General features: G+C 57.9%; 26 protein-coding genes, 1 tRNA gene and 1 riboswitch. Of the genes, 13 read left to right on the top strand and 14 right to left on the bottom strand.

Annotated features, from left to right (window positions below):
* The first annotated feature begins 570 nt into the window (after nt 1-570).
* From NHF56_RS04875 to rpsA, 5 genes are all read left to right on the top strand, one after another.
* Nucleotides 571-993 (top strand): YbaN family protein, encoded by a 423-nt coding sequence (locus NHF56_RS04875; protein ID WP_252802090.1) that lies wholly within the window; start codon nt 571-573, stop codon nt 991-993.
* Between the two features lie 220 nt (nt 994-1213).
* Nucleotides 1214-1834: a YdeI family protein gene (locus tag NHF56_RS04870; protein WP_252802088.1), complete on the top strand. Its 621-nt coding sequence runs from the start codon at nt 1214-1216 to the stop codon at nt 1832-1834.
* 224 nt (nt 1835-2058) lie between these two features.
* Nucleotides 2059-2853, top strand: coding sequence for a TIGR02391 family protein (locus tag NHF56_RS04865; RefSeq protein ID WP_252802086.1), 795 nt, complete (start codon nt 2059-2061; stop codon nt 2851-2853).
* A gap of 225 nt (nt 2854-3078) precedes the next feature.
* A complete protein-coding gene (cmk, locus tag NHF56_RS04860; RefSeq protein ID WP_252802084.1) occupies nt 3079-3705 on the top strand; it encodes a (d)CMP kinase in 627 nt (208 codons plus the stop codon).
* 575 nt (nt 3706-4280) lie between these two features.
* Entirely contained in the window at nt 4281-5981 is a 1701-nt protein-coding gene (gene rpsA, locus NHF56_RS04855) for a 30S ribosomal protein S1 (protein ID WP_252802082.1), read from the top strand.
* Between the two features lie 121 nt (nt 5982-6102).
* Here the strand turns inward: rpsA and NHF56_RS04850 are convergent, their stop codons facing one another.
* The 6 genes from NHF56_RS04850 to NHF56_RS04825 all read right to left on the bottom strand — a co-directional run bounded on the left by NHF56_RS04850 (nt 6103) and on the right by NHF56_RS04825 (nt 13199).
* Nucleotides 6103-7638: a hypothetical protein gene (locus NHF56_RS04850; protein ID WP_252802080.1), complete on the bottom strand. Its 1536-nt coding sequence runs from the start codon at nt 7636-7638 to the stop codon at nt 6103-6105.
* Between the two features lie 242 nt (nt 7639-7880).
* Nucleotides 7881-10031: a bifunctional diguanylate cyclase/phosphodiesterase gene (locus tag NHF56_RS04845; protein WP_252802078.1), complete on the bottom strand. Its 2151-nt coding sequence runs from the start codon at nt 10029-10031 to the stop codon at nt 7881-7883.
* Nucleotides 10032-10139: 108 nt separating this feature from the next.
* Nucleotides 10140-10679 (bottom strand): DUF1697 domain-containing protein, encoded by a 540-nt coding sequence (locus NHF56_RS04840; protein WP_252802076.1) that lies wholly within the window; start codon nt 10677-10679, stop codon nt 10140-10142.
* Nucleotides 10642-11535 carry a DUF817 domain-containing protein gene (locus NHF56_RS04835; protein ID WP_252802074.1) on the bottom strand — a complete coding sequence of 298 codons (894 nt, stop codon included), beginning with the start codon at nt 11533-11535 and terminating at the stop codon, nt 10642-10644. Before NHF56_RS04835 ends, NHF56_RS04840 begins: the two co-directional genes overlap by 38 nt.
* A 14-nt stretch (nt 11536-11549) precedes the next feature.
* A complete protein-coding gene (locus NHF56_RS04830) occupies nt 11550-12230 on the bottom strand; it encodes an energy-coupling factor ABC transporter permease (protein WP_252802072.1) in 681 nt (226 codons plus the stop codon).
* Between the two features lie 57 nt (nt 12231-12287).
* Nucleotides 12288-12503, bottom strand: a riboswitch (cobalamin riboswitch).
* Between the two features lie 69 nt (nt 12504-12572).
* Nucleotides 12573-13199, bottom strand: a complete 627-nt coding sequence (locus NHF56_RS04825) for a ribonuclease D (RefSeq protein WP_252802070.1) — start codon at nt 13197-13199, stop codon at nt 12573-12575.
* A gap of 130 nt (nt 13200-13329) precedes the next feature.
* Between NHF56_RS04825 and NHF56_RS04820 the strand changes: the two genes are divergently transcribed.
* Nucleotides 13330-13671: a hypothetical protein gene (locus tag NHF56_RS04820; RefSeq protein WP_252802068.1), complete on the top strand. Its 342-nt coding sequence runs from the start codon at nt 13330-13332 to the stop codon at nt 13669-13671.
* On the opposite strand, the gene NHF56_RS04815 is transcribed toward NHF56_RS04820, so the two are convergent.
* The gene (locus NHF56_RS04815; protein WP_252802065.1) at nt 13659-14645 is read right to left on the bottom strand and encodes a helix-turn-helix domain-containing protein; all 987 of its coding nucleotides are present in this window, start codon (nt 14643-14645) and stop codon (nt 13659-13661) included. The two genes, NHF56_RS04820 and NHF56_RS04815, sit on opposite strands and share 13 nt — an antisense overlap.
* Nucleotides 14642-15208 (bottom strand): cysteine hydrolase family protein, encoded by a 567-nt coding sequence (locus tag NHF56_RS04810; protein ID WP_252802063.1) that lies wholly within the window; start codon nt 15206-15208, stop codon nt 14642-14644. Before NHF56_RS04810 ends, NHF56_RS04815 begins: the two co-directional genes overlap by 4 nt.
* A gap of 215 nt (nt 15209-15423) precedes the next feature.
* On the opposite strand from NHF56_RS04810, the gene NHF56_RS04805 reads away from it, so the two are divergent.
* On the top strand, nt 15424-16416 hold the full coding sequence (locus NHF56_RS04805; RefSeq protein WP_252802061.1) for a CorA family divalent cation transporter: 993 nt from the start codon (nt 15424-15426) through the stop codon (nt 16414-16416).
* 31 nt (nt 16417-16447) lie between these two features.
* Nucleotides 16448-17434, top strand: coding sequence for a Gfo/Idh/MocA family protein (locus NHF56_RS04800; RefSeq protein ID WP_252802059.1), 987 nt, complete (start codon nt 16448-16450; stop codon nt 17432-17434).
* Nucleotides 17435-17511: 77 nt separating this feature from the next.
* Here the strand turns inward: NHF56_RS04800 and NHF56_RS04795 are convergent, their stop codons facing one another.
* Nucleotides 17512-18279 carry a LysM peptidoglycan-binding domain-containing protein gene (locus NHF56_RS04795; protein ID WP_252802057.1) on the bottom strand — a complete coding sequence of 256 codons (768 nt, stop codon included), beginning with the start codon at nt 18277-18279 and terminating at the stop codon, nt 17512-17514.
* Between the two features lie 173 nt (nt 18280-18452).
* Entirely contained in the window at nt 18453-18827 is a 375-nt protein-coding gene (locus tag NHF56_RS04790) for a GtrA family protein (protein ID WP_252802055.1), read from the bottom strand.
* Nucleotides 18828-18932: 105 nt separating this feature from the next.
* On the opposite strand from NHF56_RS04790, the gene NHF56_RS04785 reads away from it, so the two are divergent.
* Nucleotides 18933-20765 (top strand): hypothetical protein, encoded by a 1833-nt coding sequence (locus NHF56_RS04785; protein WP_252802053.1) that lies wholly within the window; start codon nt 18933-18935, stop codon nt 20763-20765.
* 26 nt (nt 20766-20791) lie between these two features.
* Here the strand turns inward: NHF56_RS04785 and NHF56_RS04780 are convergent, their stop codons facing one another.
* The 3 genes from NHF56_RS04780 to NHF56_RS04770 form a co-directional block, all read right to left on the bottom strand.
* Nucleotides 20792-21019 (bottom strand): hypothetical protein, encoded by a 228-nt coding sequence (locus tag NHF56_RS04780; protein WP_252802051.1) that lies wholly within the window; start codon nt 21017-21019, stop codon nt 20792-20794.
* 203 nt (nt 21020-21222) lie between these two features.
* Nucleotides 21223-22626, bottom strand: a complete 1404-nt coding sequence (locus tag NHF56_RS04775) for a hypothetical protein (RefSeq protein ID WP_252802049.1) — start codon at nt 22624-22626, stop codon at nt 21223-21225.
* Nucleotides 22626-22889, bottom strand: coding sequence for a hypothetical protein (locus tag NHF56_RS04770; RefSeq protein ID WP_252802047.1), 264 nt, complete (start codon nt 22887-22889; stop codon nt 22626-22628). Before NHF56_RS04770 ends, NHF56_RS04775 begins: the two co-directional genes overlap by 1 nt.
* 322 nt (nt 22890-23211) lie before the next feature.
* Here NHF56_RS04770 and xseA point away from each other — a divergent pair, with 322 nt between their 5' ends.
* From xseA to NHF56_RS04755, 3 genes are all read left to right on the top strand, one after another.
* The gene (xseA, locus tag NHF56_RS04765) at nt 23212-24804 is read left to right on the top strand and encodes an exodeoxyribonuclease VII large subunit (RefSeq protein WP_252802045.1); all 1593 of its coding nucleotides are present in this window, start codon (nt 23212-23214) and stop codon (nt 24802-24804) included.
* 45 nt (nt 24805-24849) lie between these two features.
* Nucleotides 24850-25269 carry a secondary thiamine-phosphate synthase enzyme YjbQ gene (locus tag NHF56_RS04760; RefSeq protein ID WP_252802043.1) on the top strand — a complete coding sequence of 140 codons (420 nt, stop codon included), beginning with the start codon at nt 24850-24852 and terminating at the stop codon, nt 25267-25269.
* Between the two features lie 195 nt (nt 25270-25464).
* On the top strand, nt 25465-25833 hold the full coding sequence (locus NHF56_RS04755; RefSeq protein ID WP_252802041.1) for a hypothetical protein: 369 nt from the start codon (nt 25465-25467) through the stop codon (nt 25831-25833).
* Between the two features lie 107 nt (nt 25834-25940).
* Here the strand turns inward: NHF56_RS04755 and NHF56_RS04750 are convergent, their stop codons facing one another.
* Complete coding sequence (locus tag NHF56_RS04750) at nt 25941-26651, bottom strand: SIMPL domain-containing protein (RefSeq protein ID WP_252802039.1); 711 nt, start codon at nt 26649-26651, stop codon at nt 25941-25943.
* Nucleotides 26652-26815: 164 nt separating this feature from the next.
* On the opposite strand from NHF56_RS04750, the gene NHF56_RS04745 reads away from it, so the two are divergent.
* Nucleotides 26816-26891: transfer RNA gene (locus NHF56_RS04745), tRNA-Ile, on the top strand.
* Nucleotides 26892-26909 lie beyond the last annotated feature (18 nt).

Genomic DNA, 26909 nt, shown 5'->3' with positions numbered 1-26909 from the left:
TATTTGTACGATCGGGGGCCAGCCTGACCCTTCGAGGGTCGCTGCGCTCCCACCTCAGGGTGAGGCTGGAGGGAGCTTTCGCTTCGCCCGCCGTCATGCAAGATCAAGGCCGGAATGACGGAGGAGAGTTGGTGTCGCGGCCTTTTCCTCTCCCCTTGTGGGAGAGGATAGCAAGCCCCAAGAGCCAAAGGCGATTGGTCGGCGCGCTTGGTGAGGGGCATTTGATTTTGCACTCTGGCCTTTACCCCTCACCAAGTGCGTCCAGCGTTCAGCGATTGCTTCACGCGGACTTACTATCCTCTCCCACAAGGGGGCGAGGCCGGTGCGTGGCGGCCTCTTGCCTGCTGCCTCAAATCGCATAAGTGGAAAGATTTGGCTGCGGCAAGCGCAAGAAAATATGTGTCAGCTGAGGGGTTCTCAAGCACGATTGTAGGCCCCCCTTATTGCCACGCTGCGCATGACGTTTCTCCCCAAGGGGAGAAAGGGGCGCACCACTACAAAATTTTCTTTGGCAAATCCACCGCGCATGCCTATCTGGTTGCAAGATCCGAAGCGAAACGGTGGTGCAGGATGAAGATGCCATTTGCGAACGCGCCGATGCGGCTTTTCTGGTTTGCGACCGGCCTGATTGCGCTTGGGCTGGGCGCCGTTGGGGCCATATTGCCGCTTTTGCCGACAACGCCCTTTGTGATTCTCGCCGCTTTCGCCTTCGGCAAAAGTTCGCCCGCCCTGCAGAAACGGCTGGAGGAAAGCGCCTTTTTTGGGCCCATCATTCTCGACTGGCGCGCCAATGGCGCCATTGCGCCGCGCTACAAGGCGATCGCAGTCAGCATGATGGCCGCCGCTTTCATCCTCAGCATCATCATGCAGGTCGGCACCACAATCCTTGCCGTGCAGGCCGTCGTCTTGATGGCCGCCGCCGCATTCATCCTGACGCGCCCCAGCGGACCTAAGGTGCAAAAGGCACCCCAGGACGGCCCGCCCTCCCCCTGAAAGAGCCGAAGGTCGGGTGCAGCGCCCTTCTTCTCCCCTTGGGGAGAAGATGCCCGAAGGGCAGATGAGGGGTTCTCAAGGTGGCGCGGTGAGAACCCCTCATCGCCTCGCTGCGCTCAGCACTTCTCCCCAGGGGGGGGAGAAGGCCAACAAGCGGCAGCCTCGCCCATTCTTTCACCCTGGCCATTCTGCTAGGCTCGCACAAAACGGGAGAGAACAGATGATCACCGATGTGGAGGATTTTTTCACCAAGGGCTGCGGGCGCTGCGCACGCTTTGCAACGCCTGACTGTTCCACCCGCCAATGGATCGACGGCCTGATGGACTTGCGGCGCATCTGCGTCGATATGGGCCTTGTTGAAACGGTGAAATGGGCGCATCCCTGTTATATGCACGCCGAGCGCAATATCGCGCTGATTGCCGCCTTTCGCGACGACTTCCGCCTCTCCTTCATGAACCCCGCGCGGATGAAAGACCCCGAGGGCGCGCTGGAAAAGAACGGTCCCAACACGAAACATCCCGGCATCATCCGCTTTACCGGAAACGATCAGCCAGCGACCATGGAACCGGTCATCCGCGCCTATCTGAAGGAGGCGATGACCTATGCCGAAACCGGCATCACCGCGCCAAAGGAAGAGACCGACCTCGACCTGCCCGCCGAGCTGCTCGACGCGCTCGACGCCGACCCCGAACTCGCCGAAGCCTTCCAAACCCTCACCCCCGGCCGCCAGCGCAGCTACGTGATCAACCTGAATGGGGCCAAGCAGGCCGAAACGCGGATTGCCCGGATTGCAAAATTTCGGGAGCGGATTCTGGCGGGCAAGGGGGTGAATGAGCGGTAGGCGCCCTGCCCTGCCACCGTCATGCCCGGGCTTGAAGACCGAAGCTCAATGTAGAACGGAATAGCGCCTCAACTGAAAAGAACCAGTGAAAGCGCTCACGCTGCATTTACAAGTGGATCAAGCAAGACCGGAGCTAGCCAACATCCAAACAGGCGTTGACCTAACAAAGGGGAGCTTAGTAAGCTTTTACTTCGATGATGACTTCTCGAAAATGGAGTTACTAAATGGCCACAAAAACAACAATGAGAAAGCCATCGGCGAATCTCTCCCCAGCGCAAATGTCGAATTCGTTAACCAAGCTCAGAAAACGCTTAGAGGAGCTGAAAGCGTTAGATGTGCGTTCTCTGACCGAGGAAACTGGGAAACAGACTCTTGATTCTCTATCCCAAAAAATCAACGCGACATTGCGAGATACGTTTGGAGCAGAAACTCTAGAGTATGAAGAATATCATATAGAAACTTTCAAGCCAACTTTTAGCGTCTGGTACTCGGGGATGGATACGTCCCTAAGGGGCAATATCGATACAGTGAGAAGTAAGGTCGCAAACGGGCAAAGGATGCTGGGCACCTTAATTGAAATTTTTGAAGAAAACCTCGAACCTGAAAATGACGACAGCAGCCCCCGCGCTATCCGCGCTTACGACAGTCTCGACCTACATCCAGAAATTGCGCGTGCGGCATCTCGCCTATACAGCGACGGGCACTACTCCAATGCAGTAGAAGCTTCGGTCAAAGCGCTAAATGGGCTGGTGCGACTACGAAGCGGTTTGGAAGTTGACGGGACGACTCTCATGGAACGAGCCTTCAGCCCAAATAATCCGGTCCTGAAGTTCAACACGTTGGAAAACCAATCCGACAAGGATGAGCAAAAGGGGTTCATGCAAATGTTCGCCGGCGCGGTATCCGGCCTACGAAATCCGAGAGCCCACGGTTTCATTCAAGACGACCCAGAACGTGCGCTGGAGTTTATAGCATTTGTGAGCTTGTTGGCGAAGCTACTTGATGGTGCAACGACATAAGTATTCAAATTTCGCTTTGCTTCAGCGAGACAAACGCCTTCCGAAAGTTCTGAGCTCGAGCCATTCCCTAAGTGAATATCCAATTTGTCTGGTTGGCATAGATCGCGCATACTCAGGACAAATGCCGAGACCACTTGTGATCTCTCAAAACCACATCGGGCGCCAAACACGCTTTGCCCCCGCCCCCACCTCGCGCTATCCCCTCCCCCAACACGGAGACACCCCATGCCCATCATCGCCATCGACGGCCCAGCAGCAGCGGGCAAAGGCACCCTGTCAAAGCGCATTGCCGCCGAATATGGACTGCATCATCTGGATACCGGCCTCACATACCGCGCAACCGCAAAGGCGCTGCTCGATGCTGGCCTGCCTTTGGACGATGAAGCGGTGGCGGCGGAGATGGCGCTGAAGGTTGATCTGGCCGGGCTCGACCGCTCCGTGCTGGCCGTCCATGAGATTGGCGAGGCGGCGTCGAAAATTGCGGTGATGACGCCGGTGAGGAAGGCGCTGGTGGAGGCGCAGCGGCGATTTGCGGCCAAACAGCCGGGTACCGTGCTTGACGGGCGCGACATTGGCACAGTGGTCTGCCCCGGCGCCGATGTGAAGCTTTATGTGATCGCCTCGCCCGAGGTGCGCGCCAAGCGCCGCTATGACGAGATCATCGCCTCGGGCAAGGACGCCGATTACGCGCAGGTGCTGGCGGATGTGCGATTGCGTGACGAGCGCGACATGGGCCGCGCCGACAGCCCGCTCAAACCCGCCGACGATGCCCACCTGATCGACACCTCGAACCTCAGCATCGAAGAAGCCTTTCAGGCGGCCAAGACGATGATCGACAAGGTGTTGAAGTAGGTATCAAAAGACATTGAGAACCCCTCATCCGGCCCTTTGGGCCACCTTCTCCCCAAGGGGAGAAGACCAAGGATGCTGCCACCGCACCAATCACCACCATTCCCGATGATGACGTTTTCACGATTGGGAGCGGCTGGGTGCCCTCTTCTCCCCTTGGGGAGAAGTGCCGAGCCGGGCGAGGCGATGAGGGGTTCCCCCTGGGTCACAGTTGTCCGCCTTTGTCGCTGCAGATTTGAGAACCCCTCATTCGGCGCTGATCTATTCCAGGCAAGACCCGGCAGGCCACATTATCCCCAAGGGGAGAAGACCGGCTTCGCAACCGCATCTCGCGCCCATGCGTAAAACCGGCAGCCTGCAAAGCCCTTTGGGGCTTGATCTGAGGGCCTGAAATGCGTATAGAGGCGGCGTTTCGGGCTGTTTTTGCCCATTGCATGCAACCGAAATGGCGAAGGTTCCCTCCCCGCACCGGAATTTGCCCCGTTTTTGACGGAGGCCGGATGGGGCTTTTGTCGTGATCAACACGAACCGCCGGTGCTTGAAAGTGCCTCTGATATGAGTGCACATTTGGAGTTTTAATGACAGCTACTGCTATGACGGAGGACTTTGCGTCGCTCCTCGAAGAGTCCTTTGCACAGAACGACCTTGCTGAAGGTTATGTTGCCAAGGGCACAATCACAGCCATCGAGAAGGACGTTGCTATCGTTGACGTCGGCCTCAAGGTTGAAGGCCGCGTGCCGCTGAAGGAATTCGGCGCCAAGGCCAAGGACGGTTCGCTCAAGGTTGGCGACGAAGTCGAAGTTTACATCGAGCGCATCGAAAACGCGCTTGGTGAGGCCGTTCTTTCGCGCGAGAAGGCTCGCCGCGAAGAAAGCTGGGGCCGCCTGGAAGAGAAGTTCGAAGCCGGCGAACGCGTCGAAGGCATCATCTTCAACCAGGTCAAGGGTGGTTTCACCGTCGATCTCGACGGCGCTGTCGCCTTCCTTCCGCGCTCTCAGGTGGACATCCGCCCGATCCGCGACGTCACCCCCCTCATGCACAACCCGCAGCCCTTCGAAATCCTCAAGATGGACAAGCGTCGCGGCAACATCGTTGTATCCCGCCGCACGGTTCTGGAAGAGTCCCGCGCCGAGCAGCGTTCTGAAATCGTTCAGAACCTCGAAGAGGGTCAGGTTGTTGAAGGTGTGGTCAAGAACATCACCGATTACGGTGCATTCGTTGACCTCGGCGGCATCGACGGCCTGCTGCACGTCACCGACATGGCATGGCGCCGTGTGAACCATCCGTCTGAAATCCTCAACATTGGTCAGACGGTCAAGGTTCAGATCGTTCGCATCAACCAGGAAACACACCGCATCTCGCTCGGCATGAAGCAGCTCGAGTCCGATCCGTGGGAATCCATCGGCACGAAGTACCCGGTTGGCAAGCGCATTTCCGGTACCGTCACCAACATCACCGACTATGGTGCATTCGTTGAGCTGGAGCCGGGCATCGAAGGCCTCATCCACGTGTCCGAAATGTCCTGGACCAAGAAGAACGTACACCCCGGCAAGATCCTGTCCACGAGCCAGGAAGTTGACGTTGTCGTTCTCGAAGTCGATCCGACCAAGCGCCGCATCTCACTCGGCCTGAAGCAGACGCTGGAAAATCCGTGGGAAGCATTTGCCCACAGCTATCCGGCTGGTGCCGAAGTCGAAGGCGAAGTCAAGAACAAGACCGAATTCGGTCTCTTCATTGGCCTCGAAGGCGACGTGGACGGCATGGTTCACCTCTCTGACCTCGACTGGAACCGTCCGGGCGAGCAGGTGATCGAAGAGTACAACAAGGGCGACATGGTCAAGGCTGTTGTTCTCGACGTTGACGTTGACAAGGAGCGTATCTCGCTCGGCATCAAGCAGCTCGGCAAGGACGCACTCGGCGAAGCAGCCGCTTCCGGCGACCTGCGCAAGAACGCTGTCGTATCGTGCGAAGTTGTTGCCGTGAACGACGGTGGCATCGAAGTGAAGCTGGTCAACCACGAAGACGTGGAAGCCTTCATTCGCCGTTCCGACCTGTCGCGTGACCGTGACGAGCAGCGCCCTGAGCGTTTCTCCGTCGGTCAGGTCCTCGACGCCCGCGTCACCTCCTTCTCCAAGAAGGACCGCAAGGTTGGCCTGTCGATCAAGGCTCTGGAAATCGCAGAAGAGAAGGAAGCCGTTGCTCAGTTCGGTTCGTCCGACTCTGGCGCTTCGCTCGGCGACATTCTGGGCGCTGCCCTGAAGAACCGCGACAACAGCTAATCCTGACCGATTAGCGACTGAGACAAGAAAGCCCGCAGGGAGTGATCCTTGCGGGCTTTTGCTTGGGAGGTGCGTTTCAAGGGTCGATCGGAAGGGCAGAACCGATCAGGCGGGAAACGCTCTAAAAACCGCCGAACTTCTGATACATGTGGTAGGCGCGGTCGGCGTCGCTGGCATGACGGTCGAGCGGCTCGTCGGCGGCGAAGGGATTGTCGTTGACCGGCTCTTCCGGTGGGCGGCGTTTGGGCTCATCGCCCGCTTCGCCCTCGCCCTGCATGGACTGCTCATTGCCCTCGCCGCGCGCGTCGTCTTCCTCGCGCCCCTCTTCACCCTCTTGCTGGTCCTCTTTCGCCTTGCGGCGGGCCTCTTCAGTATCGGCCTGCGGATAAGGCACCTGCGCAAAAGGAATGCCGACATGCGGCTGGGCAAGCGGGTTTTGCTGGGCGTGGTCGGCGGCGGCAAGACCGGCGGCTGCCGCCTGGCTGGCGCGCGCGGCATCACCAAGCGCGCGGCTGATCTGTTTTTCGAGGTCTTCACCAGTCCCTTCAGAGGGTGCCGAACCGGTGAAGAGCAATATCTGGCGGTTCGCCAGAGCCGCTGCCACGCGGTAAGCCGCCGCTGTCACCGCCTCCTGGTTTTCAGCCCGCGCCATGACCGCGCGAACGAAATCGATGACATGCGCCGAGCGCCCGTTCTGCGGGGCGGGATTGGCGGTCAGAGTGGCAAGATGAGCCGCCGACTGACCGGCAACGACAGGGGCCGCATTGGTCAGGATCGCGCTGCCGGATTTTGCAGCCAGCACAGCCTCACGCGCCATAAAGCCAGAAACCTTCGCCTCTTCAACCGGCTGACGGACCTCAATGTTTGCGCCACGGGCCGAAACAGGCTGAGACTGCGCAAGCATATCCGCTGCAGCCGCCCTCACCTTGATCTGTTCCGGTGTTGCAGCACCGATTTGAACCGGCGAACGCGAAGGCTGCTGCGTTGCACCGGCAGGCGCGCCATTGGCCAAATCCTTGTTGGCCTGCAAAAGCCGTAGAACCTCAACCCCGCGCCCGTTTGGAACCGGATTGCGCGGCGGGCTCTGTGGCGCTTCGGGCAGAACCGGCTGGCCGTTGCCCGGCATGTTGCGCGGCCCCTGCTCGCGACCTGCCAGAGCCTGATAGTTGGAAATCGCCGTCTTCACGGCTGAATCGCGCGGACTTTCCAGTTTGGTTTCAATCAGTGCCACCAGCCGGGCCGCATCCGCAGAGGTCGGATTTTTCAGCGCCGCAGCCAGTGAAGAGGCGCTGATGCCAAGGGCCATCAGTCCGGATTTGCTTTCCGCGGCCACACGCTCAAGGGCGGAGAGCGAAAGAATGGTTTCCGCAATCCGCGCGGTAAATGCCTTGAGGCTCTCATTCGGCTGTGGCTGCAGGTTCAACGATTTTGCAAAATTGAGCGCCAGATTGGTCAGCACATCTCCTGAACCCAATTCGGCATGGCCAAGCAAACCGGCGAGTTTGACACCGGCCTGGCTGCTGGAAATGCTTTTGAGAAGCGCAAGTGCGGCCTCTGCCTTGAGGTCGCGCGGCGAAGCACCCGCCTCACCGTCTTGAGCAAGCTGCGAAGCCAGAACGAATTCCGAAGATTGTGACGCACGTACAGGAGACAGCATGGCAGCCTCATGAAGATGAATTGTCGCGGAAATCAGGTTTGGTCCGGATACGGCGAGATCATGCCGTCCCTCGCATCACCTTCGGGCTTTTGATCGCCCGCAACGCAGCTCATCGCGCCAGCTGATGCACTTCTATCTGTTGTTATAACATTAATTTCTAAAAATTAACAGAGTGTAAATTTCACCGCTGCGTGTCCGGCCGCATGGGGTCATCACCGGCCTTCTGGCGGAAAACCCTGTCATCAGGACTGTGCGCCGCGCTGCCGTGCGTTGATGGTTGCTGCGTTACTTTCACGGCGTGCGTTACTTCCACGCAGTGTCATGCCGACAGACTGCAATATGGCAACATCAAAATCGATGCTGGAAGCATCTGCCGCAACATGGAAGCTTTCCAACAGACGCGCAATGGGCGTCGGGCGTCCGAGGAAGTAACCTTGGGCCGCGTCGCAGCCTTCACTGTTGAGGATGTCGAGCTGATGACGTGTTTCGACCCCTTCGGCGAGCACCGGAACATTGAGGCTGCGCCCGAGAGCCAGCACGGCCCGCACAATGGCGCGCGATTCAGCACTGTCTTCAATCTCATGCATGAAAGAACGGTCGAGCTTGATCTTGTCGAAGGGAAAGCTGCGCAATGTTTCAAGCGATGAATAGCCGGTGCCGAAATCATCCAGAGCAATGGTGACGCCGAGCGCTTTAATACGCGAAAGCAGATCAAGTGTGCGTTCGCGGTTTTCGACAACGGCCGATTCGGTCAGTTCAAGCTCCAGCCTGCTGGCGGCAAGACCGCTTTCGGCAAGCGATTCCTGAACCCGCTCCGGCAGGAATGGATCAGCCAGCTGCATTGGCGAAAGGTTGACCGCAATCTTATGCAGATTTGGCCATTGCGCCGCCTGGCGGCAGGCGGTCTTGAGAACCCAAAGGCCAAGCTCCATGATGAAACCGCTGGCCTCGGCAAGGGGGATGAACTCAGATGGCGGAATATAGCCGCGTTCCGGGTGTTTCCAGCGCAACAGAACCTCAAAGCCTGAAATGGCGCCTGTCGCCACCGTGGTTTGCACCTGGTAGTGAAGCTCAAGCTCGTCATGGGCAATCGCCTGCCGCAAATCGGCCGTGAGAGCCTTGCGCCGGCGAACCACCTCATCCATGGCAGCATCATAAAAACAGATAGATGTAAGCGGATCATGCTTGGCACGATACATGGCAAGGTCAGCGCGGTTTACCAGTTCCTGCGGCTCCTCCGCATCGAAGGGGTAGCGCGCGGCACCAAGGCTCACGCCGGTAGAGACTTGCTGTAACGTGTCCAGCTTGATCGGCTGAGTAAGGCTCTGCTTGATCTCCATCATCTTCTTCAGGAGCGCGCTTTCATCGGAAATCTCCATGATCGCGGCAAACTCATCGCCACCAAGGCGCGCAAAATGGATTGACGCGTTTTGAAGCGCTTTCAGCCTGTCACCAATGGCCTGCAATACGAGATCACCAGCCTGATGGCCGTGAAGATCGTTGATCTCCTTGAACTTGTCGAGGTCCATGCCGATGAACGCAAACTCCCGCTTCGTCTCACCCTCCGCCTGACACATCTCGTCGAGGCGCGCCTGCAGGTTTGGCCGGTTGGCAAGGCCGGTGAGCGTATCGTAGAAGGCGAGCGTATGCAGCTTGCGAAACGAATCCTGCCGGGTGCGGTTTTCAATCAGGAAAGAGGTCAACCCGGCACCGGCCATGACGAAGCAGCCGAGCGCAACGGAAAGCGCCATCGCAAGATAGGAATCAGAATGCTCGCCGCCGGCGGGCATGAGAAGTGCCGCCACATGCAGAGCCGTCATGCCGGTGAAGTGCAAACCGACGATACCGCAAAGGAAGACCCCTGCAGATTGCGCGATCCGCCATTGGCCCGCCGTGTTGGTGACGATGTAGATCGCGGCCGATGCTGCGAAAACTGAAATGCCGACGGAGGCAGCGACATAGCCCATGTCCCAGGAAACGACGCCGCTGATGTGGTATCCCCACATGCCGACATAGTGCATGGCGGCGGCTGAAAAACCAAGAACGATGCCCCCAGCGATGAACGAGAAACGCCCCATGACAGACGTGAGCGAAAAGGCGATGAACGAACCGCAAATGGCAATCAGAAGCGAAACAATCGTCAAAACCGGATCAAAGACCACCGGCGCCTTGATTTCATAGGCCAGCATGGAAATGAAATGCGTGGTCCAGATGGACGATCCGGCAGCCGTTGCTGCAAGGAAGTGCCAGCCGAGTGCGAACAGCCCCTTTTCGTCCAATCCGCGCCGGAAAAGCCTGAAGGTGATCCAGCTGCCGGTGGCGCAGACAATGGCTGCCAGAAAAACCAGGCGCAAATCGTGATCGAGTGTCAGGCAAAGTGCAACATCAAGCATGGGAAGTCCTCAATTCTCTTCCCTTCTTGCCCTTTATCAATTTAAGAACGTGCTAAATCAGATGGTTAAAAAATACCATTTTTGAATGAAGCGGCCATCGAAGGGCTTTCACGCATTCTCTCCCAGCGCCTCGATAGCCTGCATCGTCTGCCAGTTGCGGCCGGTCATCGGCACTTTGAGAATGCGCTCGATCGAGTTTGCCAGTTTGGAACGTCCGACGCCATCGGGAAGGTGGAGATAGACGGCGCCCTCACCCACCTGCCAGCGGTCCGTGCCGAAATTGCGCGAGGTCAGATCATCGAGATGCTTTTGCTGCGGTGTTTCGCCAAGCAGGTACACATGAACGCTAGCCGGCGCATCACCCGCCTCCGCCATGAAGGGGCAATGGGCGATGATCTCCTTCCATTGCGCAAGAGAGCGTAAGATGACAGGCGGGCGAAAACCGCATTCTATCTCGATAGCTGCGGCCAGTCTTGCCTCCAGACCGCCGACATCATCGGCCTTGAAGACGAGATTTCCGGACTGGATATAGGTATGGCAGTGGTCGAGACCGAGCCCCTCGGCAATCGCCTTCAGCTGCATCATCGGCAGCTTGTTGGTACCCGAAACGTTAATCCCGCGCAGGAGCGCGATATAGGTTCTTTCCATCGGCACGCTCCCCTTCCGGCGGTTGCGGCTTGAGCACGAGCGTCACCAGGACGAAGCTCACATAAAGGAGAAGATACCACGAACCGAATTTGGAGAAAGAGACGAGACGAAAGCCATCGCTTGACGGATAAAGCCAGGTGCCTGTGTAGGTGCCTACATTTTCCGCAAGCCACATGAAAATGGCTGTGAGAAAGGCGGTGACGGCAAGCGGCAGGCGCAGCGTGGTGATGTCCGTTGTGAAATAGACCCAGACGCGGGCGTAAATAACAAGGGTGGCGAACATCAGCACGTAGCGCAAATCGATGATGAAGTGATGCGTGAAAAAATTCACATAAATGGCAACCGCCATGACCACCGTGACCCAGAAGGGCGGATAACGCGAAAACCGCATATCAAAGATACGAATGACGCGCGCCATGTAGCTGCCGACCGAGCCATACATGAAGCCGGAAAACAGCGGCACACCGGCAATGTTGAAGATGGAGGGCTCGGGGTAGATCCACGAACCCATATGCACCTTGAAGATTTCCATGATCGTTCCGGTGACATGATAGATCATGATCACCTTGAGCTCTTCGAAGCTCTCCATCTTGAAATAGAGAAAGGCGGCCTGAACCAGAATGGCCATGCCGAAAAGCACATCATAGCGGTGCACGACCCAATCATCATGCCAGATGAGCTTGGTGCCGATCAGCAGGCCCAGCATGATGGCGGCAAAGAGACACGCCCAAGCCTGTTTGAGCCCGAAAAGCAGAAACTCCGACAACCACCACGGAAGTCTGGCGAGCCCCGCACGAATGAGCCGCCGAAGCGGCTCCAGCGTGGGGCCCGTAATATGATCATGAGGCTCCTGCAAAAACGGTTACCCGTTCAGGCAGCGTTCAACAGGCGACGGCTGAAGAGTGTGCGATTTTGCGGCGAAGCAAGAAGCTTGGCAATCGCCAGAACGCCGAGATCAACCAGCGGCTCGACGAGAATGACCGACATGTAGGCCAGACCGAAGGAGCCGACCGACACGAGGTTTTCAGCGCCGAAACCCTGGCCGTAAAACGCCCAGAAAGCCACCCAGCCGACGATACCGGCCTGATAGCCTGTCGAAAGCTTGAGCGCCTGCATGTAGGAAATATCCACATAGCGCGTACCGGGCGCAATGATGCGCTTGGCAAGTGCGCTGATGGCAAAGAGCGGAACGATGAGCGTGGTAACGTTCATGCCATATTGCGGCAGATCGAAGGGGGCAAAGAAAATGCCCTGGAAGAGCAGGCCGAGCGCAAGACCAATGGCCGCCGGACCGGCACCGAACATCAACAGCAAAGTCGAGCCGAGAATGAGGTGTACTTCCGAAACGCCGACCGCGTGATGCGGCAGAACCTGAAAGAAGGAAAAGACCAGACCGGTCGTGATGACACTGCGCAGCGCAAGGGCTGCAACACCCCCGTCACGGCGCATGGTATCAATGGCCATCTTGCCGAGAAGACCGGCGGATGCTGCTGCGGTTGCGTAGGAAAGGACAATCTTGGCACCATCGACGATGCCGGGTTCAATATGCATTTTCTAACTCCCTTGCGCACCCACCGTGCGCTGCGGATTGACAGTGCCGCGCCTCAAAGCGCGACGGCTCACGATGGCAGGTCTCCTGGCTCGCGGGTCGATGCAAATGCCACCTTCCCAGACCGTGGCGGTCCAGTGGTTTTCAGGCTTTGCTCTCCGCTTACAGTTGCGGGGGCAGCCACGGTTTCGGCCCCTCTTGGGTCGTCCTCACCGTGTTCCCATTTCATCCGCCCGCGCTTTCTCACGGGCAGAACCATCGCGCATACTTTGCATGGAGCGCCCGCTGACTTCAATAGGCTTTCAGCCGGACGTCACAATTTTCGCGCTCAACCGCGATGAAACTTAGCTATGCGCAAAAATGTCCGTTTCTTCCCAGCCGAGCAGGTCGAGCTTGGCGCGGGTGGGCAGGAATTCGAAACAGGCATTTGCATGCTCCAGCCGTCCGTCCCGCACCAGACGCTCCATGAGCTTTTCCTTCAACGCATGAAGATGAAGAACATCGGAAGCGGCATATTCGAGCTGCGCCTGCGAAAGCGTCTCTGCGGCCCAATCCGACTGCTGCTGCTGCTTGGAAACATCCACATCCAGCATTTCCCGCAGATTGTCTTTGAGGCCGTGGCGGTCGGTATAGGTACGCGTCAGCCGCGAGGCAATCTTGGTGCAGAAGACCGGCGTCGTCGTCACCCCGAACGTGTGGAAGAGCACGGCAATATCGAAGCGTCCGTAGTGAAAAATCTTCTCGCGGCTCTGGTCTGCCAGCATGGCGACAAGGTTTGGCGCTTCGGTCTGGCCGGCAGCAATGCGGATCACATCGGCAGTCCCGTCGCCCGGCGAAAGCTGAACCACGCAGAGCCGGTCGCGGCGGGGAACAAGGCCCAGCGTTTCAGTGTCGATGGCAATGGCCCCGGTGTAGCGCGCGGCGTCCTGCGCCGTGATATCGCCCTCGTGATAACGGATCGTGCCGCTCATGATTTTCTCCTCAAAGATATGTGATCCGTCAATAAACCCATTGATACGCAATTGAAAACCCCGCCTATGCAGCATATTTTTAAGAAAAGGGCGAGTATGATCGCTTGCCCACCATGTATGGAGATGCGCCATGGCAAGGTTGCCCGCGATCATTTTCGGAATTCTGACGCTGGGCGCGGCAATGCCCGCAGCCGCGCAGGAATTCAATCTGAAAAACCTGCCCGGCGTCTATCCGCAAGGCATGCTCAACGCGCCCGTGCAGAAGAATTCGAATTGCACAACCTCACTGGAAGAGGGTTTCGACTACAATCGCGGCTACGGGCGCGGCCTGCCCGAACGCGTCTATACATGCACCGAGGGCAATGTTTCCATCCGCAGCAGTGCACCGCCCGGCGGAATGCGTGTTGATCCCGATCCCTATATCCATGGGGAAAGGCAGCTTGGCGAACGCGGCTACGGTCAGAAATTCTGAGCCTTGATCTGGCCCGGCGGATGGCTGAAATGCTTCGACCACACGCGCCGCATATGGCGGGCGGAGGCAAACCCCGCCCGTTCGGCAACCGCTTCCATGCTGAGCTTCGAGCCGTTGATAATATCGCGCGCCAGCGTGACCCGGATCATGTTCACATAATCATTGACCGCAAAGCCGGTCTCTTCGCGAAACAGGCGCGACAGGTGCCGTTCGCTCAGATGAGCGGTATCTGCAACGCGCGCCAGCGACCATTCTGCAGCCGGCTCCCGCATGATGGCATCCTGCGCCCGGTGGATGGCAGGATGAACATGGTTGCGACCGGCCAGCCAGGGCGAGACCTGCGGGTCGGAACCGCTGCGGCGCATGTAGACCACCATCTGCCGAGCAATCCTGACGGCAACCGCCGGTGACATGATGTTGGCGACGATGTGAAAAGCCAGATCGACGCCGGTTGAAATGCCCGCACTCGATAGAACCGGACCGTCTTCGACAAACAGCCGGTCATCGAGAACCCGCGCGCCAGGCGCTTTTTGCCTCAACGCAGCAATACATTCGGCATGCGTGGTGCATTGACGACCATGAAAGAGACCCGCCTCCCCGGCCAAAAGCGCACCCGAACAGATAGTAACGAGCGTCATGCCGGGCCGAAATGCACGCACGAGCCACGACACGATCTCAGCGCGCTCGACGGATGACGTCTCCAAATAGGCGCTCGCCGTCAGGCTGCCCGAGATCATGATCCATGCATCATCGGGAAGAACCTCAGGCAAGCTTTCGAGCGCGCTGATCTGAAGTCCAATCGAGGTGCGCTGGGTGTTGCGTGGCGAGATGTAATGATATTCGAAACGCACCCTCTCCTGCTCGAGATTGGCGCGACGAAACACCTCCATCGGCCCCGCAACATCCAGAAGCAGCGTGTCGGGCGGCAACACGACATAGAGCGGGATGATGCGGGTATGCGATGGCTCGGTCACGCGGCTGCCTTTGCCGGAAACGCGCCAAGCAAGTCATCCACACTCACAATCCTTGCAAAGCGGCCAGCCAGAACCAGTTCGGTGCGCACACGGATATCATCCTGCGAGAACCGCTGGCCCGATGCATGCACCATCGGGAAAGTGAAGGTCGCGTCGCTGACGAAATCGACATCAAACCCCTGATCGGACGCATCACGCGTTGTCGTTTCACAGCATTGCTCTGTGCGGATGCCGGATATGATCAGCCGCGAAATGCCGTTCTGACGGAGCCAGATACCGAGCCCCGTGCCGGCAAGGGCGGAATGGCGTTGCTTGTGAAAGACGACATCCGGCTTGATGTGCAGCCCTTCCATTGTCACGACGAATTCGCCTGCGGGATCAAACGGCGATCCTGCACGGGTGTGAAATATCTGCACGACCGGGATACCGGCAGCCACTGCACCGTCAATCAATGCCTGCTGGCGGGCAAGATAGCCGCCCAACCCTTCATCCGACCAATAAGGCATATGGCGAAAGGACTCCTGAACATCGATAACAATCAGCGCACTCTTTTCAAAGGACATATTCGTCTCCTGTTGTTGGATGATGAGATGACAATGCACCCTAAAAAACAAGCATAAAAGACAGAGCACGGACGAAATGGGGACATATCCGGCCACAGCGTAAAAACCGCCGACAACGGCGTCTGACAAGTATGGACCTTGACACATGCACCGTTCCGGGATGGCATGCAGCGCGGCAAACCCAACCGCCGCAGCAACACACGCACAGGTCTTCCATGCATTTGCAGGTTTCAGAAATTCCCGGTCTCGTCTGGGCCTATCATTTTCCCGGCGATGGCACGGGTGCAAGACAGTTGCATGATGAGCAATTGCCCGACGCGCTGATTTCACAGGGCTTCGTGTGGCTGCATTTCGGCCTCGCCGACACGCGCCTGCCAGCCTTTCTCGAGAGCCTGAACCTGCTGCCGGAATCAGTCTATCTTGCACTGGTGACGCGCGACATGCACCCTTCGGCCACCGTCGAAGATGGATGGCTTTTTGGAACGCTTTCGGGATTCCAGCGCGAATTCGACCACAAGAGCCGCGAATTGGACTTCCTGCACTTCGCAGTCTCCGACCGCATCATTATCACCACGCGCCTGCACCCGCTGGCCAATGTGGAGCTGACGAAGAACGCGGCCGTGCACAATCCGCGCAAATTCGACAGCCCGATTGATGTTTTTGAATATCTGGTGCGCGAGTTTCAACGCTCGTTGTTCGAACTTGTTGCCGCCGTGACCGAAGATCTGAACGACATTGAGGACGGTGTGCGCAACGCCGCACCGGAACGCCAGAAGAAGGAGCTGCAACCGCTCAGGCGCAGCATCGTGCGGCTCTATCGCCACCTGCGCACGCTTCTGACCGCCATGCGCCACGTGGCCGCCGCCGACGAAGACGACATGCCGGAAGAATTTGAAACGGCCATATCGCGCATCAACAGCCGGCTTGAAGCCGGAACGCTGGAAGTGGAGGCGCTGCGCGAGCGCGCCCGGCTGCTTTACGAAGATATCAATTCCGAAATCCAGGACGAAACCAACCGGCATATCTACATTCTGTCGGTCATCACCGCCCTCATCATGCCGCCGACGCTGGTCACCGGCTTTTTCGGCATGAATACTTCCGGCCTGCCGTTTGAACATGGGGCAGCCGGAACAGTGATGGCGGGTGCTGCGATGCTGGTGTCCGTTCTTCTTGCCTGGTGGGCTGTGAAAAAAGGCGGTTTGCTGTAAAGAATAAAGAAAAAACACAAGGAGGAAAACAATGCTGCGTTTCGGAATCATTTCGACCGCCAAAATTGCCGCCGAACACGTTGTGCCGGCCATGCAGGACGCGGACAATTGCGTCGTGGCAGCGGTGTCGAGCCGTGACCTTGAACGGGCCAAAAGCTTCGCCGAGCGATTCGCCATTCAAAACGCCTTCGGCTCCTATGAAGAGATGCTGGCGTCCGACACGATCGACGCCGTTTACATTCCGCTGCCCACGTCACAGCATATTGAATGGGCGGTGAAAGCCGCTGATGCCGGCAAACATGTACTCTGTGAAAAGCCCATTGCCCTGAAGGCCGAAGAGATCGATCAGGTGATTGCCGCGCGCGACCGCAACAAGGTTATTGTTTCCGAAGCCTATATGGTGACCTATGCCCCGGTGTGGCGGAAGGTGCGCCAACTGCTGGATGATGGGGCGATCGGCAAACTGCGTCATGTGCAGGGTGCCTTCACCTATTTCAACCGTGATCCCGGCAATATGCGCAACATTCCCGAACTTGGCGGCGGCGCACTGCCAGATATCGGCGTCTACCCGACGATCACCACCCGCTTCGTGACTGGAAAGGAGCCGATCCGGGTCCAGTCGACAGTCCGGCGCGATCCGGAATTCAAGACGGATATCTATTCCTCGGTGCGCGCCGATTTTGGTGAATTCGAGCTGAGCTTTTACGTCTCCACCCAGATGGGCCACCGCCAGGTGATGGTGTTCCATGGCGATGATGGTTTCATAGAAGTGCGCTCACCCTTCAACGCCAATATATACGGTGAGGAAGTGGTCGAGATCAGCGACCGCAAACATGCTGTCACTCAAGTGCTTCGTTTCAACGATTCCCGCCAGTACCGACGCGAGGCGGAAGCCTTTGCGAAGGCGGTCAAAGGCGACGATACCGAACTGGTGACGCTGGAATATTCAAAAAAGAACCAGAAGTTCATCGACGCTATCTATCGCGCATCTGAAAAAGACAGCTGGGAAAAGGTCTGATCGCACAACACGACGAGTTGCGTTTTTTTTGAAACGGGCCGCGCAACGGTTTGCGCGGCCCGAAATCCTGTGTCGCTTCAGGAAACGACGTCGAACTTGACGGACGTTACGTCAATGCTTTGGCCCTTGCCTTCCGGGTCGGGCAGAATGCCAAGATAGTCACCGCCGCCATTTTTCATGGCAGGAACATCATATTCGAAGGACACGGTGTTTTCCCCAGCCTTCACCGGCAGCGACTGCCAGCCGCTGTTTCCGACATCCGCCGTGGAGTAGGCGGCAGAAATGGTGCCGTCTTCCTTGGCTGTCACATCGATCGTGACCTTGATCTTCTTGCCGCTGGCCGCTTTTTCAAAGCCGGGGCTGACGGCAACAGAAAGGCCCGGCTTGCCGCCCGGCGAGGCTTTTTCAACATTTCCGCTGAGTGTCACCGCATTGGCACCCTCGGCACGCGAAGCCTTGAGCGGCTCATCACCGGTGAAAACAGCATTGCTTTCGCCGGAAAAATCGACGCTGAAGCTTGTCTCGGCGACAGTGGTTTTCGCTGCAGGCGCTGCCTCCGCGGTCTTTTCCTTTGACGCAGCGGGCTTCGTTTCAGATGCAGCAGCTTTCACGCCAGGCAGCTTGAGGACCATGCCGGGTTCGATCGTGTTGCAATTTTTGCCGACAATCTTCCGGTTTGCATTGCAAAGCTTGAGCCAGAGGTTTTCGTCGCCCAGATGCTCCTTTGCAAGTTGAGTTAGCGAGTCTCCGGGCGCCACAGTCACCGTAGCCAACTGTGCGTTCGCAACATTGGAAAGCAATAGGGGTGTCACAAGAAGGGCGCTTTTGAAATAAATGGATTTCATATCTTCCTCGGCGTTTGAATGACGGAACTTGCCGCCTGGAAGCTTCGTTTGAAGCGTGGTGCGACCGAACTTTAAAGCGAAACATCGCCGACCGCAAATTGACGGCAAGCCTTCTTTTCTCAGCCAAATGTGAAACTGATGCGGCACGGGGGCAGAAAAAAGTCACATTTGGCTCAGCGCGAAAAGACGAAGCGTGAATAGCCGAGATAGGAAAAGACCATAGCACCCAATGAGCTGATGCCCACCGCAATCACTGGCCATATGCTTGGCACGCAAAGAAGGCAAAGCGAATAAAGGCCATAATTCACGAGCGCGGAAAGCCCGCCGATAAAGCCGTACCGTGCGCCCTCCGCTGCCGGATGACGCTTCGAACGACCGAAGGTGAATGTGCGATTGATAAACCAGGTAAACGACATGGCCGTTGCAATCGAGACGATCCGCGCAACAAAAGGACCAAGCGGCGTGAAGGACAGGAGAAGCTGCAGAATGCCGGCATCGACAACAAAGCCCGCCCCCCCGGCAAAGGCAAACCAGAAAAGCCGTCTCATGCCGCCTGCCCCCAAAACCTGCCGATAAACCTGCGTTTTACCTTTTCTTGATAGAGCCAAGACTAAAGTGAAACAACCCCGAACCAGTTTCGAAAGAGCAAATGCATGGCTGACATGACCACAGGCCCGATGCCCGACACCAGCCATGAGACAAGCAGCATCGCAACGCAGGCCAACGCAGGCCAGCTTCTGAAAATCGCCACTGCATTGGCAGCATCCCTGGTGATCTACTATCTGACCAATTTCATCGTCCACGGCGGCGATTATGTCGGTCCGGACAATGACGATGCCATGCGGCTCGTCATCGTGCGCGACTTTATCGCCGGCCAGGGCTGGTTCGATCACATGCAGTACCGCCTCGGCTTGACGCCGGGCACGCTGATGCACTGGTCGCGGCTGATCGATCTGCCGATTGCGCTGCTGATCCGGCTTGCCGGCCTGTTTACCAGCGACCCGCAAACGGCGGAAGCGATTGCACTATTTGTCTGGCCGTTGAGCCTGATCTTTCCGTTGATCTATTTCACCGCTTTGGCCGGCAATCGGCTGGGCGGCAGGCAGACAGCCCTTATCGCCGCATTTTTCGGACTGTCGCATGCATTTGCCACCGGACGCTTTGCCCCTGGATCCATCGACCATCACAATGTTCAGATGGTTCTCATAGCCGGCTTGACGGCATGCCTGCTCGACCCGCGATACCGCCGCGCAAGCGGCATCGGTGCTGGGCTTTGCGCGGCATTGGCGCTTGCCATCGGCGCAGAGACAACACCACTGATTGCCATTGCAGCCGCAGCCGCGGCTTTTCGCTGGGCGATGGTGGGCGAAAAATGCGCGGCACTGACAGAGGCCTTTGCGATCGCCTTTGCAGGATTTTCGCTTTTGGCCTATGTCGCCACCGTGCCGCCGGCAAACTATTTCATGACGGCCTGCGACACATTTTCGGCCGGCTATCTCGCTCTGGCCTGCGCAGGCGGTGTCGGGCTTTTCTCCGTGACCCGTTTTGCTCGCGCGGCAACCTTTGCCAACCGGCTCCTCGTCCTCGTTATACTGGGCGCTGCAGCCGGCGCACTTGCGCTATTCATCATGCCCGAATGCCTTGCCAGCCCCTATGCCAATCTCGACCCGCTTCTTGTCGAGCTCTGGCTGAGTTCGGTCAGCGAAGCCCGTTCGTTTTCAAGTCAATGGTCCCTCGACCCCTCTGTCATCAGCGGACACTACCTTGTTCCCCTGCTGGCGCTGGCCGTTTGCCTGTTCAGAATTCTGCGCAACGTAAAGAGACAGGCCCACATTCTGCTGGGGCTGATGATCGCTGCAGCCTGGGCGATCACTTTCGTTCAGTTGCGCGGATCGCTGTTTGCCAATCTGCTTGCCATTTTCCCGCTGTCGCTGGCGATATCCGACCTGCGAACAGCCACGCAAAAGCCGGATGCTGCGAAAACCACAACGCTTGCTTTCGTTGTCTTGGCGATTGCAAGTCTGCCGGCCTTCTGGTTTGCCGCCGGACACGCCCTGGCAAACGCCGATCGCGCAGACGCGATGGAAGACGCCGTTGCTCAGCAGCAAAGTTGCGAAAGTGATGAAAACTTCAAGGCTCTGGCAACGTTGCCCCCCGGTACAATTGCCGCTGTCTCGAATTTCGGCGCGCCGATCCTGCGCTTTACCGATCACCGCGTCCTCTCCGCCCCGTATCACCGCAACCAGGCGGGCATGTTGGCAGTGCTGAAATCGGCAATGGAAACACCTGAGGACGCCCACAAGAGGCTGAAGGCGGCAGGTGCTGACTATCTTGTGATCTGTCAGGATGACAACGAAACTTCAGTCTTTGAAAGCCGGGCACCTGAAGGCCTTTTTGCGAAGCTCAAGGCAGGCAAACAGATCGAAGGCTTTGTGCCGCTGTCGGGAAGCTGGAATGGAATAACGCAGGTCTTTGCGCTGAAGTGAGGCCAAGGCGCTTTGCGCAACCGGCCTTACGAAGCCTTCGCTTTGATGACCAGACCGCCGGCCAGGAGACCGATAATGCCGGCATTATAGCCCAGCACCGAGAAGAAGAGCTCCAGGAAGGAAACATGTCCCTGGCTGGCAATCGCGGCCGCAACAAAGGCAACCGCAATGAAGATAGCGACAAAAATGACGGCGGCGGCAGACCTGAGCGCAGCGGTCGAAATTCCTAGCAAAAATGAAGTCGCAAAAATCATTTCAAATACCTCGTGGTATTTTCAATATTGCACTTGCCGGTAAAAAAAACGTTCATCTGAATCTGTACCATTTTGATACAGCCAGAATGCGGCAAGCTTGCGGCTGTGCGGGAACGAACAAAAAAAGCGAAGCTGGACGATCCGCCGGTGCTGCAAAAATACAGGCGTCACCGGCAGGTCGAAAATCGGCGGGTTTTGGTACCTTAAGCCGTCAGGGCCGGCATCGCTGCGGCATCGACCTCGAACGGATAAATGAGCAGCGCATCAAGCAGCACCATTTCTCCGTCAGAAGCCGAAGGACTGGACGCCAGGTAAAACGACGTTGCTGCATTCGAGGCATGGTCGAAACCCATCCCCGGATTGCCAGATGAAGCCACGCCATTGACAAAAAAACGGCTTTGCGATGGCGAAAGACTGAAGGCTGCTGCCACGGACTGTTTGGCTGCGATATCGTTTGGGCGGGCCAGCACGGAGACCGCGCTGCCGTTGCCGACAACCGCCAAGGGTCCGCCGGATGAAAGCGGCGAAGAGGCGCGGATGCAAATGCGGCTGTTTCCCGTATCCCGTCCAGACATGAGATAGCGAATTGCATCACGACCATCGGGATCGGCAAGCGTTCTGTAACGGACGACGATGGTGCTCTTGTCCCGCCGCAGCAAGGCCTGCACTTTTGCGTCGAGCAGCAACTGGTCTGCCGCCCGCGTTGCCGTGGCGTTCTGCCCGGAAAGGATCGGCGATGTGGCATATTGGTGCTTTTCGAACTGTGGCGCATAGAGCCTGAGCGTGAAGTTGTAGGAAACACCAGCCTCGGTCACGAAACGCAGGAGCGGCCAGACATTGTCCGTATTGGCATCGGTGGTGAGATAACCGACCTGAAAGCGGCTGCGCTGAGCGGACACACCGGAAATATCCAGCGAGTTCCCGTTGAGAAAATTCGCCCCCTGACGTTCCTGCACGACAGCCGAAAGGCTGCTCGGAACGGTACCGGAAATTCGCTTGTAAAAGGCGCTGTAGGTCCAGTATTGCCCAGCGGCGGCAACCGGACAATCGGAGGCGGCAAGCCGGATATGCGGATAGCTCAACCCTGCTGCGGCCGTGCCGGCAAATTTGACATCAATATAACTCAGCCCCTCTTCCTGCCCCTTTGCGGCAATCGTGATATTGACCCCGTCAGCCCCATTGAGGGTCAAATTCGGGCAGGAGCCGCCGACGACGGCGTTTTCAAACTTCGCATTCTTGAAATAGTTGACGCTCGCCGGCTCGGCGAGCAGGCGAGTGCTGCCTGAAGAACTGTCGAAACGGGCCACATTTGCTGCAGCGACGCTGTAGACATTTCCCTCCGTGAAAAAGCCCGCAGTCGATGGCCGGCTGAATGTGATGAGATCATCGAAGTCCGCAGCCTTCATGGACGCGAGTTCGGGTGCCGATGCCTCCGCAATCTGCCCTTCGCCAAGGCCGGTCAATGCGTAGCGGTTGCGGGTAAAATCCAGAATGGCGGCCGGGCCAAGTTCGGCCCCGCCTGCCGCATCGGGGACTTTATAGGCCGACGCACGATACCAGCGCGGCGGATCACTTCGGCCCGATAGTGCGATTTTATAGCCCAGCATCAGACAAGCCCCACGATGGCGGCAGCGGTGGTGCCGGTTGCCAGAATGCGCGATGCGCGAACGGGAAGGAAACTGCCTTCCGCAACATTGGTAAAGACGACCTCGGCACCCGACTGCATGCGAAGCGCGATATCGCCGGCAGTGCCGCAATAAAGGCCGCGTGTGACTTCCTCAAGGTCGGTATTGTCATCGGGCGTGACCGAAAATGCGTGGGCTGCGGGGCCGTCTATGGATGGAGCCGTGTGGGCAAAACGATCTGTCATGGCGCGTCCTTTCATCAAAATAAAGCGTCGCCCTGATTTTGATCCTCCCTTCAGAAGCGGGGAAAAAGATGCACCGAAAAATTCGGTTTTCAAATGGCATCGTTCGGAATACCGATTTTATTCCAAACCGTTAAAGAGAAGAGCGATAGCAGGAAAGACAAAATATCGCCTTCAATTTTCCCCGCTAAACGCCATCACAGGCACCAACGCAGACCTGTCTGACGAAACAAACCACTGGACAAGTCGCAAAAGATCGCCGCATCGCCTGCAGACACCGCGCGCTCTTTTTGCGAACGCGGCTGAAGACTGTATAGATGGACCCATGAGCAATCTATTCGATGGCGATTCGCCGAGCAGCAATCTCTATGAGTATACCGTTTCGGAGATCTCCGGCTCCATTAAGCGGACGGTGGAGAACGCCTTCGAACATGTGCGCCTGCGCGGTGAAATTTCCGGCTATCGCGGCCCGCATTCGTCCGGTCACGCCTATTTTGCGCTGAAGGATGACCGCGCCCGCATTGATGCCGTGATCTGGAAAGGCGTTTTCGGACGGCTGAAATTCCGCCCCGAAGAAGGCATGGAAGTGATTGCCACCGGCAAGGTCACGACCTTCCCAGGCTCCTCCAAATATCAGATCGTGATCGAAAATCTGGAGCCTGCCGGCGCTGGCGCGCTGATGGCGCTTCTGGAAGAGCGCAAGCGCAAACTCGGAGCCGAAGGCCTCTTCGATGAAGCGCGCAAGCAATTGCTGCCCTTCATGCCGCGGGTGATCGGCGTGGTCACATCGCCGACAGGCGCGGTGATCCGCGATATCCTGCACCGGATCTCCGACCGCTTTCCCGTTCACGTGATCGTCTGGCCAGTGCGCGTTCAAGGCGAAGGCTCGGGCGATGAGGTGGCCAATGCCATTCGCGGCTTTAATGCGCTTGAACCGGAAGGCGATATCCGCCGCCCGGACGTGCTGATTGTCGCCCGTGGCGGTGGCTCGCTGGAAGACCTGTGGGGCTTCAACGATGAGGCCGTTGTGCGCGCAGCAGCCGACTCCGCAATTCCGCTGATTTCGGCAGTCGGCCACGAAACCGACTGGACGCTGATCGACTATGCCGCCGATATGCGCGCGCCAACGCCAACAGGGGCTGCCGAAATGGCCGTGCCGGTGAAGGCGGAACTCGAAGCGCAGGTGGCCTCGCTTGATGCGCGGCTCAAAGGCTCGATGACCCGCAACCTGGACCGCTCCCGTCAGAACCTGCGTTCGCTGGCGCGCGCCCTGCCCTCGCTGGACCAGATTCTGGCCATGCCCCGTCGCCGCTTCGACGAGGCAGCAGCAGGCCTTGGCCGCGGCCTGCAACTGAACACGCTGAACAAACGCCGGACATTCGACAACACGGCCTACAAATTGCGCCCCGATGTCTTGCAGAACCGCATTTCCCAACACCGTCAGCGGGTGGGTGAACAGATGTTGCGCGCCGACCGGCAGGTTGAAAGGCTGATCGACCGCAGCAGGTCACGCATTGCCAATGCCGAAACCAGCCTGCGCGCCCTGCCGCATCAATTGAAACGCGAAATCAGCCGCACGCTGGAGCGCCTTTCGACGCTTTCTGCACGATCCGATATTGCCGTGAACGCCATGCTGTCGCGCCAGCGCTCGGCCCTTGTCGCGCAAAACCGCATGCTGGATTCGCTCTCCTATAAAAATGTGCTCAAACGCGGTTACGCCGTGATTCGCAACGAGGACGATGCGGTGATTTCTGCGGCCCATCTCGTGACCGGCGGCGACCGTCTGACCATCGAATTCGCAGATGGCCGTGTGAATGCAACGGCCGATGATGGCGACGAACCGGCATCGCCCATACCGAAGAAAAAAGCCGCCAAAAGCCAGCAGCCAACGAAACCGCAACAGGGAAGCCTGTTCTAAGGCTTTGAAGAGCTTGGCTCGCCCTAGAGAAAAACGGGGACGACAATGCCGCAAACGATCCTGCAGCTATCAACCAAAGGTGCCGGCCTCTATGAATTCACCCATGAGGCCGAACGTTTCGTGGCCGCCAATGGACACGACGAAGCGCTGCTCACTATCTTTGTGCGCCACACCTCCTGCTCGCTGATCGTGCAGGAAAACGCCGATCCCGATGTGCAGCGCGACCTGAATGAATTTTTCCGCCGGCTGGTTCCGCCTGCCAACCACCCTTCCATGCGCTGGATGATCCACACACTGGAAGGGCCTGACGACATGCCGGCCCACATAAAGGCCGCCTTGACGAAGACCTCCATTTCCATACCCGCCAAGGACGGCAAACTGTTGCTCGGCACCTGGCAGGGCCTCTACCTCTTCGAACACAGAAGCCGCCCGCATACACGGCAAATCGTGCTGCATCTGGCATAGAAGCGAAAGAGACGGCAATTCAGCCTCATGTTTTAATATTTGTTTTCAGCGCCTTAAACAGAAAACCGAAACATGAACCGCAGATGAACGAGCGGTTCTGATAGCGTTCAGTCGGCAACGATTAGTCTCCACTCAATCGCTTGGGACGAGTGATTGAAAACTTGGACAAAGCTCAAAGATTGAGGAGACACGAAGATGATCATTTCCCTGAAGAAAGCCGCCATTGCCGCACTTGTCAGCCTGACAGCGCTTGGCAGCATTCCCGCCACCGCCTCGGCAGCCGGCATCGATCTCTACTTCGGAAGCGATGGCCGCTCCGGCGTTCGAATTCACGATGGCAGCCGTCATCACGGTTATGATCGCCATGACCGCCACGATCGTTGGGAAAGCCGCCGCGGATGCTCCGGCTACGAAGCCGTGCACAAGGCCCGCTACTATGGCCTCCACCGCGCCCGTGTCGCCTATGAAAGCCGCCACCGCGTGGTCGTCGAAGGTAGCCGCCACCACCGCACTGACCGGATCACCTTCGCCAATGTTCGCGGCTGCCCGGTCATCCGCTTCTAAACCTGGATAACAGTTCCGGCCACTCCCCCGCGCGCCGGATAAAGACCGCCCTCCGTTCACCCCCGCCCGGAGGGCGGCATGTTTTTATCATTGCCGCCCGATTGACGTTATTGATCGATGGCAATCGTCACATTGACATTGGCTTCATAGGTGTTTTCGCCGCTTTCGACCGGCACTGCAGAGGGCGCAGCATCAAATGCCATACGCTCCATCTTCGGAGCATAGGGCATGGCACCACCGCTTTCATTGATCGAGATGATCTTGCCGGGTTTCACGCCAGCGGCTTCGGCCAGAAGTTTAGCCTTTTCCAAAGCATCCTTGACCGCCCGCGTCTCGGCCTGACGGGTCAGCTTGCGCATATCCTGGTTGGTAAAGGCAATCTGCCCGCCTTCATTCAGCCCCGCATCGACGGCACTGTCGAGAAGCTTGCCGATGGAGGCGAGATCGGTGACCTTGACGGTGACGGAATTTCGCACCTGATAGCCGGTGATCTTGCCGGGCGTACTGGAATCGGACCGGTAGTCCATCTGCGGGGAGATCGAAAAGCCGCTCGTCTGGATGTTCTTCTCCTCGACACCAGCCTCTTTCAGAAGCGCGATCACTTTCGTCATGGCTTCGTTATTGGCATCAAGGGCTGCCCGCGCCGTTGCCTCAACTTTCTGCACCCCGAACTGCACAACCGCCATATCCGGCTTCGCCGAGATTTCGCCGTGGCCCGAGACCGTGATCTGCCCCGGCTGCGCCTCATCGGCAATGGCAGGCACTGACGTGGCTGTCGCAACGGCCAGAACCACACCCGCAAAGAGCCAGTTTTTCATAAAATTCCTCCGTAAATGAGATTGCTACAATGACCCGCACCATAGATCGCTGCCCATTGTGGGACAATTACGGCAAACGCTTTACGCTCAGATGAATTTGGTTTAGAGGCTTGTTCCGCGCCGCGGCTTGCCATTGACCCGCGAACGCGCCGCTTCGCGCGGCAGGGCCTGTAGCTCAATGGTTAGAGCCGGCGGCTCATAACCGCTTGGTTGGGGGTTCGAGTCCCTCCAGGCCCACCATTTAGCTTCCATCCAACC

It is taken from the genome of Rhizobium sp. L1K21, assembly GCF_024055895.1.
Taxonomy (GTDB): Bacteria; Pseudomonadota; Alphaproteobacteria; order Rhizobiales; family Rhizobiaceae; genus Ensifer_A.
The sequence above is the reverse complement of the archived record's forward strand: the minus strand, read 5'-3'. Positions and strand labels throughout refer to the sequence as shown.

What these genes read in the sequence shown, in the direction of transcription:
- NHF56_RS04875 (WP_252802090.1), top strand. Translation starts at nt 571, where the DNA reads ATGAAGATGCCATTTGCGAACGCGCCGATGCGGCTTTTCTGGTTTGCG.
- NHF56_RS04870 (WP_252802088.1), top strand. Translation starts at nt 1,214, where the DNA reads ATGATCACCGATGTGGAGGATTTTTTCACCAAGGGCTGCGGGCGCTGC.
- NHF56_RS04865 (WP_252802086.1), top strand. Translation starts at nt 2,059, where the DNA reads ATGGCCACAAAAACAACAATGAGAAAGCCATCGGCGAATCTCTCCCCA.
- cmk (WP_252802084.1), top strand. Translation starts at nt 3,079, where the DNA reads ATGCCCATCATCGCCATCGACGGCCCAGCAGCAGCGGGCAAAGGCACC.
- rpsA (WP_252802082.1), top strand. Translation starts at nt 4,281, where the DNA reads ATGACAGCTACTGCTATGACGGAGGACTTTGCGTCGCTCCTCGAAGAG.
- NHF56_RS04850 (WP_252802080.1), bottom strand. Translation starts at nt 7,638, where the DNA reads ATGCTGTCTCCTGTACGTGCGTCACAATCTTCGGAATTCGTTCTGGCT.
- NHF56_RS04845 (WP_252802078.1), bottom strand. Translation starts at nt 10,031, where the DNA reads ATGCTTGATGTTGCACTTTGCCTGACACTCGATCACGATTTGCGCCTG.
- NHF56_RS04840 (WP_252802076.1), bottom strand. Translation starts at nt 10,679, where the DNA reads ATGGAAAGAACCTATATCGCGCTCCTGCGCGGGATTAACGTTTCGGGT.
- NHF56_RS04830 (WP_252802072.1), bottom strand. Translation starts at nt 12,230, where the DNA reads ATGCATATTGAACCCGGCATCGTCGATGGTGCCAAGATTGTCCTTTCC.
- NHF56_RS04825 (WP_252802070.1), bottom strand. Translation starts at nt 13,199, where the DNA reads ATGAGCGGCACGATCCGTTATCACGAGGGCGATATCACGGCGCAGGAC.
- NHF56_RS04820 (WP_252802068.1), top strand. Translation starts at nt 13,330, where the DNA reads ATGGCAAGGTTGCCCGCGATCATTTTCGGAATTCTGACGCTGGGCGCG.
- NHF56_RS04810 (WP_252802063.1), bottom strand. Translation starts at nt 15,208, where the DNA reads ATGTCCTTTGAAAAGAGTGCGCTGATTGTTATCGATGTTCAGGAGTCC.
- NHF56_RS04805 (WP_252802061.1), top strand. Translation starts at nt 15,424, where the DNA reads ATGCATTTGCAGGTTTCAGAAATTCCCGGTCTCGTCTGGGCCTATCAT.
- NHF56_RS04800 (WP_252802059.1), top strand. Translation starts at nt 16,448, where the DNA reads ATGCTGCGTTTCGGAATCATTTCGACCGCCAAAATTGCCGCCGAACAC.
- NHF56_RS04795 (WP_252802057.1), bottom strand. Translation starts at nt 18,279, where the DNA reads ATGAAATCCATTTATTTCAAAAGCGCCCTTCTTGTGACACCCCTATTG.
- NHF56_RS04790 (WP_252802055.1), bottom strand. Translation starts at nt 18,827, where the DNA reads ATGAGACGGCTTTTCTGGTTTGCCTTTGCCGGGGGGGCGGGCTTTGTT.
- NHF56_RS04785 (WP_252802053.1), top strand. Translation starts at nt 18,933, where the DNA reads ATGGCTGACATGACCACAGGCCCGATGCCCGACACCAGCCATGAGACA.
- NHF56_RS04780 (WP_252802051.1), bottom strand. Translation starts at nt 21,019, where the DNA reads ATGATTTTTGCGACTTCATTTTTGCTAGGAATTTCGACCGCTGCGCTC.
- NHF56_RS04775 (WP_252802049.1), bottom strand. Translation starts at nt 22,626, where the DNA reads ATGCTGGGCTATAAAATCGCACTATCGGGCCGAAGTGATCCGCCGCGC.
- NHF56_RS04770 (WP_252802047.1), bottom strand. Translation starts at nt 22,889, where the DNA reads ATGACAGATCGTTTTGCCCACACGGCTCCATCCATAGACGGCCCCGCA.
- xseA (WP_252802045.1), top strand. Translation starts at nt 23,212, where the DNA reads ATGAGCAATCTATTCGATGGCGATTCGCCGAGCAGCAATCTCTATGAG.
- NHF56_RS04760 (WP_252802043.1), top strand. Translation starts at nt 24,850, where the DNA reads ATGCCGCAAACGATCCTGCAGCTATCAACCAAAGGTGCCGGCCTCTAT.
- NHF56_RS04755 (WP_252802041.1), top strand. Translation starts at nt 25,465, where the DNA reads ATGATCATTTCCCTGAAGAAAGCCGCCATTGCCGCACTTGTCAGCCTG.
- NHF56_RS04750 (WP_252802039.1), bottom strand. Translation starts at nt 26,651, where the DNA reads ATGAAAAACTGGCTCTTTGCGGGTGTGGTTCTGGCCGTTGCGACAGCC.